At 55.3% G+C, this 15,463-nt stretch carries 10 protein-coding genes; 3 read left to right on the forward strand and 7 right to left on the reverse strand.

Features of this window, described 5'->3' with window-relative positions; translation table 11 throughout:
* Positions 1 to 57: 57 nt before the first annotated feature.
* Positions 58 to 1,122, reverse strand: coding sequence for a Gfo/Idh/MocA family protein (locus LK04_RS12685; protein WP_039331039.1), 1,065 nt, complete (start codon positions 1,120 to 1,122; stop codon positions 58 to 60).
* A gap of 10 nt (positions 1,123 to 1,132) precedes the next feature.
* Positions 1,133 to 2,302, reverse strand: coding sequence for a Gfo/Idh/MocA family protein (locus tag LK04_RS12690; RefSeq protein ID WP_039331041.1), 1,170 nt, complete (start codon positions 2,300 to 2,302; stop codon positions 1,133 to 1,135).
* A 196-nt stretch (positions 2,303 to 2,498) separates the two neighbouring features.
* On the opposite strand from LK04_RS12690, the gene LK04_RS12695 reads away from it, so the two are divergent.
* Complete coding sequence (locus LK04_RS12695; RefSeq protein WP_039331043.1) at positions 2,499 to 3,566, forward strand: LacI family DNA-binding transcriptional regulator; 1,068 nt, start codon at positions 2,499 to 2,501, stop codon at positions 3,564 to 3,566.
* A gap of 39 nt (positions 3,567 to 3,605) precedes the next feature.
* Here the strand turns inward: LK04_RS12695 and LK04_RS12700 are convergent, their stop codons facing one another.
* Together LK04_RS12700 and LK04_RS12705 are read right to left on the reverse strand one after the other, a co-directional pair.
* Positions 3,606 to 5,501, reverse strand: a complete 1,896-nt coding sequence (locus LK04_RS12700) for a methyl-accepting chemotaxis protein (RefSeq protein WP_039331045.1) — start codon at positions 5,499 to 5,501, stop codon at positions 3,606 to 3,608.
* Positions 5,502 to 5,738: 237 nt separating this feature from the next.
* Complete coding sequence (locus LK04_RS12705) at positions 5,739 to 6,854, reverse strand: suppressor of fused domain protein (protein ID WP_039331047.1); 1,116 nt, start codon at positions 6,852 to 6,854, stop codon at positions 5,739 to 5,741.
* 224 nt (positions 6,855 to 7,078) lie between these two features.
* Here LK04_RS12705 and LK04_RS12710 point away from each other — a divergent pair, with 224 nt between their 5' ends.
* Positions 7,079 to 7,372, forward strand: coding sequence for a hypothetical protein (locus tag LK04_RS12710; RefSeq protein WP_039331049.1), 294 nt, complete (start codon positions 7,079 to 7,081; stop codon positions 7,370 to 7,372).
* Between the two features lie 3 nt (positions 7,373 to 7,375).
* Here the strand turns inward: LK04_RS12710 and LK04_RS12715 are convergent, their stop codons facing one another.
* Positions 7,376 to 8,239 carry an oxygenase MpaB family protein gene (locus tag LK04_RS12715; RefSeq protein ID WP_039331051.1) on the reverse strand — a complete coding sequence of 288 codons (864 nt, stop codon included), beginning with the start codon at positions 8,237 to 8,239 and terminating at the stop codon, positions 7,376 to 7,378.
* A 122-nt stretch (positions 8,240 to 8,361) separates the two neighbouring features.
* Positions 8,362 to 10,659 carry a beta-glucosidase BglX gene (gene bglX / locus LK04_RS12720; RefSeq protein ID WP_039331053.1) on the reverse strand — a complete coding sequence of 766 codons (2,298 nt, stop codon included), beginning with the start codon at positions 10,657 to 10,659 and terminating at the stop codon, positions 8,362 to 8,364.
* Between the two features lie 389 nt (positions 10,660 to 11,048).
* Here bglX and dld point away from each other — a divergent pair, with 389 nt between their 5' ends.
* Positions 11,049 to 12,758, forward strand: coding sequence for a D-lactate dehydrogenase (dld, locus tag LK04_RS12725; RefSeq protein ID WP_059109807.1), 1,710 nt, complete (start codon positions 11,049 to 11,051; stop codon positions 12,756 to 12,758).
* Between the two features lie 105 nt (positions 12,759 to 12,863).
* Here dld and LK04_RS12730 read toward each other — a convergent pair whose 3' ends face one another.
* Complete coding sequence (locus LK04_RS12730; protein ID WP_039335595.1) at positions 12,864 to 15,308, reverse strand: DUF3772 domain-containing protein; 2,445 nt, start codon at positions 15,306 to 15,308, stop codon at positions 12,864 to 12,866.
* Positions 15,309 to 15,463 lie beyond the last annotated feature (155 nt).

Raw genomic sequence — 15,463 nt, forward strand, 5'->3', positions numbered from 1 at the left:
AATGCCCTGCCGCTGTTGTTATCAACAGAATTGGAAATCAACGTAATAAGGGAGGCGTTATCCCGCGTTGGCTAACATCTGCGCCTTAACGCACAACTCCGCGGCTTTAAACGCATGCTGCTGGGTCATAGCGTGTTCGGTGCGATGAATACAGTCTTTAATCAGTTGCCCGAAGAAGGGAAAACCCACTTCGCCTGACACGGCATAGCGGAATTCCCCCTCTTTATTCACCAGGTAGACCACATCCTGCTCGCCACGTGTCAGGTCGGTATATTTACGAATCTCGATATAACCGTCGGTGCCGAGTAGCGTCATACGTCCATCGCCCCAGGTGGATAAGCCATCTGGTGTGAACCAGTCGCAGCGGAAATAGCCGGTCGCGCCGTTCTCTCCGGCCAGCATGGCATCACCAAAGTCTTCAAATTGCGGATGTTGCGGATGGCGGAAATTACGCACCTGGCTGGCCACGACAGTGGCATCACTGTTGCCGGTGTAATAGAGGAATTGTTCAATCTGATGACTTCCGATATCGCAAAGAATGCCGCCGAAATAACGACGTTGATAGAACCAGTCTGGCCGTCCAGTGCCTTCACGGTGTGGGCCGGTGCCCAGTGTTTGTACCACCTGACCGATAGCCCCGCTTTCCACCAGCTGTCCGGCAAACACCGCGCTCTCAACGTGTAAACGTTCACTGTAGTAGACCGCATACTTCCGTCCGGTTTTGGCGCACATCGCTTTCGCATCTTCCAGCTGTTCAAGACTGGTGAGCGGCGCTTTGTCGGTAAAGTAATCTTTGCCCGCTGCCATCACCTTCAGGCCCAGTGCACAGCGTTGTGACGGGATCGCCGCTCCGACCACCAGTTGAACCTGCGGGTCCGCCAGCAGCGTGTCCAGTGAGTCCGCCACCTGCACCTGCGGATATTGCTGCACAAACTTATCCACTTTGGCGGGATCGGGATCAAACACCCATTTCAGCGTGGCGCCGGCTTCGGTTAAGCCATTGCACATGCCGTAAATGTGGCCGTGATCGAGCCCTGCCGCTGCGATCACAAATTCCCCCGGCTGCACCACCGGCTGCGGTTTGCCTTGTGGCGCGTAGTTCATGCCATCCTGCTTATTCATGGTTGTGTCCTCACGCAAAGTTTTTGCCCAGTGGGATATCATCGACGTCGGCAAAATTGTCCACCGAAGCCTGTTTTTCATAGAAGTGCGGCGCATGGGCAATCAGCCCGCCGGTGCGATAGAAGGCGTCATCCTTAGGAATCGGCAAGGAGACGGTGCTTTTAGTGATAGCCGATTTATAAATGGCGGTGATCAGCTCCAGCGAACGCTTACCCTGCTCGCCATCAATCAGCGGTGCACGTTGTTGTTCGATGGCAGAGAAGAAGTCATCCACCTGTCCTGCATGTAACGTCCATTTGAGCGGTGGCGTATCCGCATGGAAACGTTCCAGCTCACTCTCCAGCGCCTGGTTGTTCTCTTTCTCAGGGAAACCGTTCTCAGCCGCCTGCATAGCCACCGCTTTCCACGGAGCAGAGAGTCGCGCTTTTTCACCCTGCAGCACGATTTTCTGATCTTCACCGTGATGCACCACCGAAGCGGTGAGTTGTGCGAGGGTGCCGTTGGGATAACGGAAAATAGCCGCGCTGAGATCCTCAACTTCGGCATTGTCGTGCGCCACGTTGCCGATCATGGCGACCACTTCACTCGGCGCGCCGAGCATCCACTGCATGGCATCGATATGGTGTACCGCATGGTTGAGGGTGCAGCCGCCGCCCTCTTTTTCCCAGGTACCGCGCCACCACAAGTCATAGTAGGCGTGACCGCGCCACCAAAAGGAGTCCACTTGCGCATGACAAATTTTGCCCGCCAGCCCGGAATCCACGGCCGCCTTCAGCCGCCAGAAAGCGTCAGTGAAGCGGTTCTGTGCCACCACCGACAATATTTTCCCGCTGGCTTTTTGCGCGGCGATCATTGCATCGCACTCCTCCAGCGAGGCCGCCATCGGTTTTTCACACAGCACATGTTTCCCGGCCTGCAGCGACGCAATCGTGTTCTCCGCATGGACGTAGGGCGGCGTGCAGACATCCACCACGTCAATGTCAGCACCTTCGGCCAACATCTCTTGGTGATCGCGATAAACACGCACATCGTGCAGGCCGTAACGCTGCAATTTCTCGCGCGCTTTTTCCGGATACACATCCGCTACCGCGACAATTTTGCCGCGCTCAGGAAACTGCAAAAATGCCTGGATATGTGAATTGGCAATATTGCCCATGCCCACTATCGCAATTTTTAACATCGTGATTCTCCGCCTGTGACCGCTATTGAGGTGTCTGCGAGGAACATAAAAAAGCGCGGCGGAGGGGACAAACTGTTTTTGTGAGAATGCTCGCAGAGCGGTGCGGATGTTTGTGAACCAAATGTAAAACAGTCTTAATATCAGTCCACTACGTCTGCAAAAATTTGCAAAAATTGATTGGGATGGGGATCACATTATGGCTGGCAAGCTCAAAATGGACGAAATTTCAGCAATAACCGGCTACTCGGTTAGCACCGTTTCGCGCGTATTGAGCGGGAAATCCTACACCAGTGATAAGGCACGTGATGCCATCGTAAATTGCGCACGTCGGCTCGGCGTCTTACACGAAATGATGAGTGGCCGGCTGCTGATCAATGGCATTGTGGTGTTTGCGCCCGCCCGCACCTTTACCCCGCGCGGGGACCACTTCTATCTCGAAGTGACACGCGGCATCGCCGAGGCCTGTGCATCACACGATGTGCATATCAGCTACTGTCCGCTGGAGGAGCAACGCGCCGATGTGAAGCTGTTTCTGGAGAAAGCCGGCGCAAAAAATATCAGCGCCATCATCATTATCGGCACCGACGATCAGGCCATTTTCAGTCTCGCGGCATCGTTGGATAAGCCCTGTGTGTTGATCAACTCGCGGGATAAAGATATGAGGCTGGATGCGGTCTCTCCCGATCATCGTGCGATTGGTTTTAGCGCTATGCAGCATCTGTTTGAACAGGGCCATCGTCGCGTATTGACCGTGACCTGTCTGCGCCGTGAGACACTGTTTCTGCGGCTGGAAGGAATCAAAGACGCCTATCGCCACTTTCATATGCCGTTTAATTCGCAGCATGATTTGATCGTGATTGAAGCTTACTCATCACAGGATACCGAAGCGGCGTTGCATCGCTGGCTGGATGCGCATCCCCGTGAACAGTGGCCAGATGTGATTCTGCCCGGCGGTAAAGGGATCATTACTGGCGTACAAAAGGCATTGCTGTCACGCGGTTTACGTGTTCCCGAGGATATGTCGTTGATGACCACCGATCTGGCGAGCCGCCTGGAGGGATCACCTGAAATGCCGATTACGGGATTCGCCGTGCCCTGCCGCGAATTGGGTTATGAAGCGATACAGTTGATTCAGAACCGCCTCAATCGACCGCAGTCATCAATCTACAATTTGCTGTTGCAGGGGAAATTGGTGGATCGCGGCACCGTCGCCAATGCCACACGCCATGCGGCGCGCGAAGAGATTCGTAACGCGTTTACGTGATATTGGCACGGGGCGATGATTAACATCGCCCCGCCCCCCTTACAGCTTAAAGCTCTGCACCACCAACTCCAGCTGCACGCTCTGCTCTTCCATCGCATGGGCCGCAGCGGAGACCTGCTCCACCAGCGCGGCGTTCTGCTGCGTGCTGCCATCCAGTTGCGTGATCGCCACGTTAACCTGCTCGATCCCCATGCTCTGTTCGCGGCTGGCAGACATGATTTCGCTCATCAGCGTTGTCACACTGCTAACGCCTTGCATCAGCTCATCCATGGTCTGTCCGGCCTGCTCAACCAGCTGGCTACCGGTATCGATGTTGGCCACCGACTCCTCAATCAGCTTCTTAATCTCGCGCGCGGAGTTCGCCGAACGCTGGGCCAGATTACGCACTTCCGATGCCACCACAGCAAAGCCACGCCCCTGCTCACCCGCGCGCGCCGCTTCAACTGCAGCATTCAGTGCGAGGATATTGGTCTGGAAGGCAATGCTGTCAATCACACTGATGATATCCACCACCTTGCGTGATGAGTGGTTGATCGCGCCCATGGTGCTGACCACCTGGCGCACCACGTCGGTACCACGCGCGGCCACCTGCGAGGCACCGTCTGCCAGCTGATTAGCATGCGTGGCGTTATCGGCGTTCTGACGCACGGTCCCGGTCAACTCCTCCATCGAAGCTGCCGTTTGCACTATCGAGCTGGCCTGCGATTCGGTGCGTGCAGACAAATCCGCATTACCGCTGGCGATTTCACGCGAGGCAGCGGTGATGGCTAAAGCACTGTCGCCAACCTGACGCATCAATCCCTGCAGATACGCAATGAACTGGTTAAAACTCTCCGCCACCGCATTGAATTCCGGGCTATTGCTGGCAGGTAAGCGCTGGGTGAGATCGGCACCGCCCGTTGAAAGCGCTTCAATGTTGCGATGCAACAGACTCAGGCGTTTCATCATCGCGCGCACGAAACCGAGCAGAACCAGCAGCAGAATAACTGCCAGAGGGATCTGCACCAGGCCAAGCCGCGTCAGCATGCTGTGTGTTTGCGCGTCCAGCAGGCTGGAAGGCACATCGCTGGCGAGATACCACGGACTGCCCGCAATCGCCTGCAGGAACAAGGTGTGTTCGCCATCCTCACCTTTGAAAGTCGTTTGGGTTGGCTGCGTTCCCGCCTGCGCCAGTAAACCTTTCAACGCAGACGCCATTGGCAACTGGGTATCGGACAGGTTTTCCAGCTTCGGCGTGCCGTCCAGCAGCGCGGCGTTACCCACCACTTTGCCATCGGCTTCCACGATCAGCACACGTCCCTTAATCGCATCACCCATCTGTTTTGCCAGCTGGTTAAAGAAGCCGAGTGTGACGTCGATAGTCGCCACTCCCCACACCGTGCCATCACGATAAATCGCCATGGCGCAGTTGGTGCGTGGCTGCGGGCTGGCAGCATCCTGGTAGGCTTTCGCCCAGGCACACTGCCCTTTTGCTGCCGCCATACCGTCTTTGTACCAGGGTTGTTCCCAGTATTTATCCGCCGCATCAGAGTTCCAGTATGTGTTGACCTGCAACTGATTGCTGGCATTGCGCGCAAAGAATGAACTGTCCTTCTCTTTCGCGGGATCGCGACGATTAGGCAGTGGCCAGATACCGCCACCAAAAACGTTGCTGTCCTGGTATTGGTTCACCAACGCAGGCAGTAAGGTGTCGATGGCGGCGCTGTCCATCACGCCAGCCGCCTCCGTGATCGCGCGCTGTTGTGCCTGCACACGGTTCATCTGTTCAACGATGCGCCCGGCCAGACCATCAACTTCATAGCGGACCAAACGGCTTTCGTTTTGACTCAGTTGCGGAGCAATAAACTGATTGATCACCACCACGGTAACCAGCATCAGGACCACGAAAAATGCGACCAACGTCGCGGTAAAACGAGATTGTGTAGTTTTTAACATTGATGTGCCCTTACCCTGGTTGGCGAGTTGCCTGATCGAGGTTAACGGCGTGTTAAAGCGGAACTTGAGGTGAGGCAGATCACAAAAATGCAAATAGTTGATTTAGGTGATCATTAGGGTGGTGACTAACGCTGCGCTTAGTCGGTGGAATGAGGAATTTGTGTCGCTTCCAATTGTAGGCCGCCCGTGCCGACAGAGGGCGTGCCAAGGCACGCCCCTACAAAGTTCAAATAGACTTCATTGAGAAGATGGGGAATCCACCACTTCCTGACGCGGTCGGAACACGTGATTATTCCCGTCAGCCTGTAAACGCTGCAACAGCAGCTGGCCGCCGCGTTCATCAGACTGGGCGAACTGGCGTTCCGCTTCAGTGATCGGCGTGGCCCATAGCAAATTGGGGCGATCGCCATCGCGCTTTGGCAAACGGAATTGTGCCGCTTCCGGTGCCAGGTCATTCGCCAGCAGGAAACTCTCAAAGCCTACTGGCGCCACTTCGGATGCCAGCGTATGCCCTTCGCCAATCCACGTCAGGCGCGCCCATGGTAGGTGGGCGAACTCTGCCAGCGCACTCGCCATCTGTACCGCATTGGCTTCCGTCATCACTTCGCCATCCACTGCCATCGCTAATTCCACGCGGCGATACTGCGGTGCCAGCTCATCAAACAGATAATCCACTTGCGGCATCGGACGGATCGCCATACCAAGGGTGAGAAAATACCAAACGCCATTGTGCCAGTGCTGAGAAATCGCCATCGGCGGCCAGTTGCCCTGGTCGATGGCGTAATACTTCACCGACTCGCCAAACTGCGCCTGATAGCACTGCATCACATCGCGCTGCACGCTGTCCCACAGCTGGCCATCATGCCAGTCGCGCCAGAAATGGCGCTGTTGCTCGGCGCGCGCATAGTAATCATTGGTGGAAGCAGAGCCGAGGGGTGCGGTAAGGCGATTCTCTTTGATGCAGCCAGCAGAGAAGCTGACCTGCTTGTCCTGATAGAGGCTCCAGCCGGGGATCACCGCCAGCAACTGGCCGTAATACCAGAGCGCGGCCCCGTCATCGCTCGGCTCCCACAGAATTTGTAAACCAGCAGGATCGAGCATTGGCTCCGCTTCCAGCGTACGGCAAAATTCCGCGCTGAGCAGCGGTGCAATGCCCTGCTCCATCGCTTCACGATCTTCGCGCGCCGGGGCGGGCAACAGGTTGCGCAGCCAGCAACCGCGCACGGCATACTGGCTGCGAAACAGATCGTTCGGCCAGATATAGAAATAGGCGGTACGCGCATCCTGTTCGACGATGGCAGTAAGTGTATTTTGCTGATTAGGCACCTCAGCAATCAGAGGTTGGTGTGTCATAACGCCTCGACAAAGCCTTGAGGGATCCATTTTCCCTGAGAATAGAGCAGGATCGACACTCGCACCACGTGACACAAGGGTAAAACTCTCAAAGTGCTAACAGGAATCTTGAGAGATGCTAATGAATGGCAGCAGGGTGCACTTTCAGACATCACATTAATTCGTGATTCTTTTGCCGTCTCGCATGCTATTGTCTGCGCATTACCCCTTGTGGAATGGCCGATATGGTACTGCAAAATCTCGATTTGAATCTGCGTGACGTCGTCATATTCGCGATTTTGGTGTGGTTGTTTATTCGCTACACGTGGGTGATGTCGGCGTTGACCATTTTGCTGGGTGGCGTCGCACTGCTGGTGTTGTTACCGATTGATATCTATTACAGTTTGCTGCCGCTGGCACTGATAGGATTGGGACTGGGCATGTTGTTGCATCATTATCAGCAGCGCCAACTCACCTTAAAACGCGAAGCCCGCACCCCGCGTACCTACACCAAAAAGCAGGATGAGCTTCACCTGTAACCCTCAGCACCCCATGCGTTGCATCGCACGGGCGTAAGCACCGCGCTGAATTGACCAACGCAGCAGTCCGGCAATCACGGCAATCTCTTTATCTACCCGCCACTGGGTGAAGCGGCCAATCGGATGCTGAATCTGCTGTTGCGCCCAGTCCGGTAATAGCCCCATACCCGCTTTTAACATCACTTCCATAGCCGGTTTCGCCTGCCACGAAGGTGCAGGAGCGTTGATCAGCAGTTGCATCACTTCTCGCGTGCGTTCATCACAGATCAGTTCTGGACGCATCGCCTGCAGATAATCCTCCACCGCCTTAACACTTTTTGGCACCTGTTGCGCCCCGAGCGCCTCCGCAATCAGTGCGGCTTCCTGGTAGTAACGATTCTGATCGGCGTGACTGAGATGCGGATTTTTGTAACGCAGATGCGCCGCGAGGAAGCGGCTGGTTTCCGCCACGTGTACCCAGGTGAGCAGATGCGGATCGCTGGCGGCATAGGGTTGGCCCGCATTATCAATGCCGGTCACCCGCAGATGAATACGTTTGACGCGTTCAATCAGGATGTTGGCATCCACCGTATTGCCGAAGGTGGTCACGGCAATAAACTGGCTGGTGCGACGCAGGCGTCCCAGCATGTCCTGGCGGAAGTTAGAGTGATCCCACACCCCTGCCAGCGCGGCCGGATGCAGCATTTGCAGCATCAACGCGCTGATACCGCCACACAACATCGAGGGAAAGTCGCCGTGTACGCGCCAGATAACATGATCCGGCCCAAACAAGCCAGGATCGCCAGGCGGTTGCGAGATATCAAATTCGTTAAGTGACAGACCGTTAAGGCGAAAGACTTGCTGTTCGATGCGTTTGCGCAGGTTCATGGTGATTGGTGGTTGTGCCCGTTGGCAGGAATGGCTGAGGTATATCATATACTGCGATGTGTAGCGGCGCGATTCATCGCGCGATAAATCGCGCCGCTACAGGAGGTGCAAACTGTTAATGATTATAAATAATCAAATTGCCCATCTTCAGTCCGCACGGAATCCAGGCCAATCATCACGTTGAATTTGCCCGGTTCGGCGACGTGCTGCATTTTCTGGTTCCAGAATTTCAATGCATCCACATCAATCTTAAAGCTCACGGTCTGCGATTCGCCCGCTTTCAGCATAATGCGCTTGAAGCCACGCAGCTCCTGCACCGGACGACTAATGCTGGCAACCGGATCGTTAAGATACATCTGCACCACCGTCGCGCCATCACGCTTGCCGGTGTTGGTCACCGTGACGCTGGCTTCTACCGTGCCGTTACGCGGCATGGTTTTGGCGGACATCTTCACAGGCGACACCGTAAAGGTGGTGTAGCTCAAACCGTAACCGAACGGATAAAGCGGACCGTTCACCGCGTCGTAATAGTGCGATGTGTACTTGTTAGGCTTGGCGAAATTATACGGGCGACCGGTTGGCAAGTGGTTGTAGTAAATCGGCAACTGGCCCACTGAACGCGGGAAGGACATCGGCAGCTTGCCCGATGGGTTATAGTCGCCAAACAGCACGTCAGCAATGGCATTGCCGCCTTCGGTACCGCTAAACCAGGTTTCGACCATCGCATCCGCGATACGATCTTCATTCACCACCGTCAATGGACGGCCATTCATCAGCACAATCACCAACGGCTTGCCGGTGGCTTTCAGCGCCGCCAGCAGCTTTTGCTGGCTTGGCGGGATGACCAAATCGCTGCGGCTGGAGGCTTCATGGGCCATACCCTGCGCTTCACCAACGGCGGCCACCACCACATCGGCTTTCTTCGCCTGAGCAACGGCTTCATCAATCAATTCCTGCGGCGAACGTTTGTCGACGCTGACCGCCTGCTCATACAGGTTGAGGAAATCCTGAATGCCTTTGTTGTCGGTGATGTTGGCACCCTTGGCATACAGTAAGGTGCCTTTGCCTGCCATCGCATTCTTCATGCCTTGCAACAGAGGGATGGACTGTTTGGCCACACCCGCCGCTGACCAGCTGCCCATAATGTCGCGCTGGCTATCCGCTAACGGGCCGACCAGCGCCACGGTTGCGCCTTTCTTCAGTGGCAGCGTTTCATGCCAGTTTTTCAGCAGCACGATACTTTTACGCGCCACGTCACGCGCTTCAGCACGATGCAGTCGGCTCTCGGCGTTGGTGTCCTGCGGATCGCTGCCTTTCGGGCCTAAATGACTGTAAGGATCGTTAAACAGTCCCATGTCGTATTTGACGTTCAGCACGTGACGCGCAGCATCATCAATCTCCGCCATACTCACGGCACCGCTTTTCACCAGGCCAGGCAGATATTTGCTGTAGTACTCGTCGCTCATGCTCATATCGATACCGGATTTCAGCGCAATACGCACCGCGTCCTGTGGGTCGCTGGCCACACCGTGTTTCAGTAGTTCTTTGATGGCGCCGTGGTCACTAATGGTAATGCCCTTGAACTTCCATTCCCCGCGCAGCAGGTCTTTCAGCAACCAGCTATCCGCCGTTGCAGGTGTCCCGTTCAGTGAGTTGAGCGCCACCATTACCCCGCCGCTACCGGCATCCAGTGACGCTTTGTACGGTGGCAGATAGTCCTGGAATAAGCGCTGTGGGCTCATGTCCACGGTGTTGTAATCACGACCGCCCTCTACCGCACCATAGGCCGCAAAGTGCTTGACGCTGGTCATGATCGAATAACGGTCGGCGGCGCTTTTACCCTGCATCGCTTTCACCATGGCGCTGCCCATCTGCGCGCTCAGGAAGGTGTCTTCACCAAAACCTTCGGACACACGGCCCCAGCGTGGCTCGCGCGACACATCCACCATCGGTGCCCACGTCATGTTCAGGCCATCGTCGGCGGCCTCATAGGCTGAGATACGGCCGACTTCGCCAATCGCATCCAGATCCCAGCTGGCCGCCAGGCCGAGCGGAATCGGGAAAATAGTGCGTTGCCCGTGCACCACATCGTAGGCGAAGAACAGGGGAATTTTCAGGCGGCTGAGTTGCATCACCTGGTCCTGCATCACACGGATATCGGGCCGCGTGACGGTATTAAAAATGGCACCGACCTGGCCGTGCTGAATCATGTCGCGAACCGCCTCTTTGGGCGTATCCGGTCCCACACTGATCAGGCGCATTTGCCCAATTTTTTCATCAAGGGTCATTTTGCTGAGCAGCTGATTCACAAAGGTGTCACGCGCTTGTTCAGTCATTGGATGGGGGCCAAACAGCTCATCTGCGAAGGCAGGTTGCATGGCAAGGGAAACAGCGAGGCTAACAGAGTAAATCCATTTCATCAGGTCGGGTTCTCTTAAGTAACTACGTAATATACCCAAAATAATTCGAGTTTCAGGAAGGCGGCAAGTGCATGAATCCTCAAGAGCTTACACAAGTAAGTGACTGAGGTGAATGCACGTAGCCAACGCACCTGCAATTTGAAGTTTGAAGGGGTATACCCAAAATAATTCGAGTTGCAGGAAGGCGGCAAGTGCATGAATCCTCAGGAGCTTACTGAAGTAAGTGACTGAGGTGAATGCACGTAGCCAACGCACCTGCAACTTGAAGTATGAAGGGTAGGCAGTGTGCCACAAGATGAGGATAGCAGGTAGCAACCGATGTCACACCGCGACCATGCGGTTGGCGCATGCTACAGTAGAAACGCAACGTTAACGACAAGGACAGGTTCATGAATAACAACACCTCACACCCTACACTGCTTGCTGAGCTGCGCCGCCTGGTCGGACCTTCGCACCTGTTAACCGAAGCGGAACAGACCGCGCGCTACCGTAAAGGCTTTCGTTCAGGCGAGGGCGATGCGCTGGCGGTAGTGTTTCCAGGTACACTGCTGGAACTGTGGCGTGTGCTGCAGGCACTGGTGCAGGCCGATGCGGTGATCCTGATGCAGGCGGCCAACACCGGTTTGACGGAAGGTTCCACCCCCAACGGCAACGATTACGATCGTCCGGTGGTAATCATCAGCACGCTGCGTCTCGACAAATTGCAGCTGATTGATGGCGGCAACCAGATCCTCGCCTTCCCGGGCAGTACCCTGTATCAACTGGAAAAAGCGTTAAAACCGCTGGGGCGCGAGCCACACTCGGTGATCGGGTCATCCTGTATCGGCGCATCGGTGATGGGCGGAATTTGCAATAATTCAGGCGGGTCGCTGATCAAACGCGGTCCGGCTTACAGTGAAATGGCGCTCTACGCGCAGATTGACGCCGACGGCAAACTGAAGCTGGTGAACCATCTGGGGATGGATCTCGGCCACTCGCCGGAAGAGATACTCGGCCGTCTTGATGACGACCGTTGGCAGCAGAGCGATGTGCGCTGGGATGAACGTCATGCTTCGGACCATGAGTATGCAAAGCGAGTGCGCGATATCCATGCGGATACGCCAGCCCGTTTTAACGCCGACGAACGCCGCCTGTTTGAAGCGTCTGGCTGCGCGGGCAAACTGGCGGTGTTCGCCGTGCGTCTCGACACCTTCCCCACCGAACCCAAGCAGCAGGTGTTTTACATTGGCACTAACGATCCGGCAGTGCTGGGCGATCTGCGCCGTCATATTTTGGCAGAATTTAACAATTTACCGGTCGCGGGCGAATATATGCACCGCGATATTTTTGATATCGCCGAGGTGTACGGCAAAGATACTTTCGTGATGATCGACAAACTCGGCACCGATAAAATGCCGCTGTTCTTCACCTTAAAAGGCCGTGTCGACGCCTGGCTGGCTAAACTGAGCTTCGTCAAACCCCATCTCACCGATCGCCTGCTTCAACGCATTAGCGGCTGGTTGCCTGCGCACCTGCCAAAACGCATGAAACAGTATCGTGATAAGTTTGAGCATCATCTGATGCTGAAAATGTCCGGTGAAGGGGTGGCCGAAGCACAAGAGTATCTGCACGAATACTTCCGCGAAGGCGGTGGCGAGTTTTTTGCCTGCGATGCCAAAGAGGGTGCACATGCCTTCCTGCATCGTTTTGCCGCAGCCGGTGCCGCCGTGCGTTATCACGCCGTACATGCCAATGAAGTGGAAGATATTCTGGCGCTGGATATCGCGCTACGCCGCAATGACAACGACTGGTTTGAGCGTTTACCGCCAGAGTTTGATCATGACCTCAGTCATCGCCTCTATTACGGCCACTTCTTCTGCCATGTGTTCCATCAGGATTACATCGTGAAGAAAGGCGTTGATGCCCACGCATTAAAAGAGAAGATGCTGGCAATCCTCAGCGAACGCGGTGCGGAGTATCCGGCCGAGCATAATGTCGGTCATCTGTATCAGGCTAAACCGCAGCTGCAGGCGTTTTACCGTCAATTAGACCCGACCAATTCCTTTAATCCGGGGATTGGCAAAACCAGTAAGCAGAAAGGATGGGCGGTGAAGGTCTGATAAATCCAGGTGCGCATCAATGCGCACCTTACAAAATATTCTGCCGGCCCAAGGGCCGCATCCTACACCCATCGTCGTGGGGCGGCCTTCAGGCTGTCTATGCTGTTAAGGCAGTTGCTCACCGTCATCCTGCACCGAAGCAGGCAGCGCACGGCGTTCGATAATCATCGTTTGCGGTGTAGAGAGCACAATACCCTCTTTGCGCAGACGCGTCAGAATATCGAACAGCAAATCGCTTTTGGCGCTGGAAATCTGGCGCTGTCCTGCCACATTCCCGGTCACGCTCAATACAATTCCGGCGGAGGTCAGGTCTTTAAACGAGACTGACGGCTCAGGCGTCTCCAGAATACGCTCATTCTCCTGATAAACCTCAAGCAGGATTTCACGCACCCGCACCGGATCGATATCCAACGGGAACGTCAGCAAAATGGTCACCACGCCCTGGGCGTTCCCCATGGTGGCGTTGCGCACGTTCTGTGAGATAAATTGCGAGTTCGGCACAATCACCGTGGATTTATCGCTGAGCTGAATCTCGGTGGCACGCACATTAATACGACGGATATCCCCTTCGATGCCGCTGATTGTCACCAAATCGCCCACTTTAACTGGGCGTTCGGTCAGCAAAATCAGACCGGAGATAAAGTTCTTCACGATCTCCTGCAAGCCGAAACCGATACCGACTGACAAGGCACTGACGATCCACGCCAGCTTGTTCCACTGCAGGCCCATGATCGACAGCGTCAGCAAGATGATCAGCACATACCCGATATTGCTGAACAGCGTCACCAGCGACACGCGCATGCCCACATCCATGGTGGTTTTTGGCAGGAAATCTTTATCCAGCCAACGGCGTACTGAGCGCAGCACGTAGATGCCCACCACCAGGCAGAGGATCGCATTGACCATGTGCGCCGGCACAATGTTCAGCGACTCCAGCCCTTTGCCTCCCCAGAATTCAATCACCTTCTGGATAAGCTCAATCGGGGTGGAAGAAGCAAAGGTGCCATTGAGCAACGCCAGCGCGACAAAGCCAATCAGCACCGTTTTGCCGACTGCCGCCAGCAGCGTAGCGGCCTGCTGCAAGTGTCGCTCGTCGATATTCAACGAGCCCTGCAGACGTTTGCCCGTGGCATTATTGGTGGAAAACAGACTCTCGCACCCATCATTCACCAAGTGGCTGAGGAAGTAGAATGAGCCGAACAAAATGCCACACCAAATCACTTCATAACTCAGGAAGCGAGCCAGCGTTACGTAACCGATGATCAGTGAAATCAGAATCGCCAGTGCCGTAATGGTCAGCGCCAGCTGCACTAAACCCACAATGGTCGGGCGAGCCTCGGGGGCATTGCCCTCTTGCACCATGCGACGACGCACGCGGTTGGTACGCATGCTGATCGCCAGTCCCGTACTACCGATCAATAGTGCAGTCAGTCCGTTGGCGAAAATAGTGGTATTCAGGCTGGTGCCAACGCTGTAGTTGAAAGATTCAGCGGTCTGGAAGACAAACACCAGCGCAGCGGTAATCGGTGGGAACGGCTTTAAAGCCTGCGCCACTTCATTGGAGATGCTCGGCAAACGCCAGCTTGGACGGCGCGTTGACAGGAACGCACGGCCTAAACCGGCAATCAGTCCGCAATAGACGCTGAGCTGGACCAGACGCTCAACAAAATCCTGCACATCGGTAGAGACTTCATCGCGGCGGGTAAATGCCAGCGCAATAAAGTTGAACGTCAGCACCACGGCCGCCAGGGTGGTGAGCGCAATGGCTGCCGCCAGGAAACTGCGACGCAAGCGCCCTTCCGGCATTTTATGGATGCTGACCCACGCCAGAAACTCTTCGCTGTAGCGACGGCCCAGCGTCATCACCAGCATCGCCGCAATCAACCAGCCAATGGTGCCAAAACGCCAGCCTGGCTCCCAGGAGAGCGCTGCGGTGTCCTGCAGTTCCGCGATAAAATCACTGATTTTCTCGCCGTCGAGATCCTGACGGCTCACCAGCGGTGACCAGAATTTCGGCCCCAGAATACTGCCGGAATTTAAGGCTAACTGGCTTTTCAACTGATCGCGACGCAGGTTAACGATCTGCGATGAGAGCACCAGCGCACCGTTCTTAATCCCTTCGGCCTGTTTGATCTGATCGTCCAGTTTGCTTTTCTGGCTTTCCAGCGAGGAGCGTTTGCGCGTCACTTCGGGCGTCTCTTTCACGCCGCTGTCCGCTTTCGGGGCGGGCCCCAGTACCGCCAACTGTGCATCCAGCTGCTGACGTTGCGGGATCAAAGCCTGACCGAGGGTGTCTGCATTACCCGAAAGCTCCAGCGCCATCTCATTGAGCTGGTTGAGCTGGTTTTCGTTAGTATCACCGGACACCTGGCCTTTAATTTTATCGAGGATTTTCTGCATTTTCGGCAGTTCAACGGAAGGATTCACCTTCGGCGCGGCGTCCTCTTGCTGCGCCGCTGCGGCCGCATTGTCATCCGCATAGCCGATCGCCGGGCTCAACAGCACCAGCAGCAGTAAAATTGGGGTAAAGAGCGAACGAAGCTTAAACATATGAGTGAGATTCCAGCGCAATAACAGCCGATAAATACCAGTTAATAATGAATGGCGGCCAGTGTAGAGCGTAGCCGAAACGGAAACTATAGGAATGAAGCGGTAAAACATTGGTGCTGACGATAAGGGATTTTCATTTTTAAAAGGTCGCCATT

This window comes from Pantoea vagans, assembly GCF_001506165.1.
GTDB lineage: Bacteria > Pseudomonadota > Gammaproteobacteria > Enterobacterales > Enterobacteriaceae > Pantoea > Pantoea vagans_C.

Excerpts from the sequence above, each read along its gene's own strand:
- LK04_RS12685 (WP_039331039.1), bottom strand. The coding sequence starts at position 1,122 with ATGAATAAGCAGGATGGCATGAACTACGCGCCACAAGGCAAACCGCAG.
- LK04_RS12690 (WP_039331041.1), bottom strand. The coding sequence starts at position 2,302 with ATGTTAAAAATTGCGATAGTGGGCATGGGCAATATTGCCAATTCACAT.
- LK04_RS12695 (WP_039331043.1), top strand. The coding sequence starts at position 2,499 with ATGGCTGGCAAGCTCAAAATGGACGAAATTTCAGCAATAACCGGCTAC.
- LK04_RS12700 (WP_039331045.1), bottom strand. The coding sequence starts at position 5,501 with ATGTTAAAAACTACACAATCTCGTTTTACCGCGACGTTGGTCGCATTT.
- LK04_RS12705 (WP_039331047.1), bottom strand. The coding sequence starts at position 6,854 with ATGACACACCAACCTCTGATTGCTGAGGTGCCTAATCAGCAAAATACA.
- LK04_RS12710 (WP_039331049.1), top strand. The coding sequence starts at position 7,079 with ATGGTACTGCAAAATCTCGATTTGAATCTGCGTGACGTCGTCATATTC.
- LK04_RS12715 (WP_039331051.1), bottom strand. The coding sequence starts at position 8,239 with ATGAACCTGCGCAAACGCATCGAACAGCAAGTCTTTCGCCTTAACGGT.
- bglX (WP_039331053.1), bottom strand. The coding sequence starts at position 10,659 with ATGAAATGGATTTACTCTGTTAGCCTCGCTGTTTCCCTTGCCATGCAA.
- dld (WP_059109807.1), top strand. The coding sequence starts at position 11,049 with ATGAATAACAACACCTCACACCCTACACTGCTTGCTGAGCTGCGCCGC.
- LK04_RS12730 (WP_039335595.1), bottom strand. The coding sequence starts at position 15,308 with ATGTTTAAGCTTCGTTCGCTCTTTACCCCAATTTTACTGCTGCTGGTG.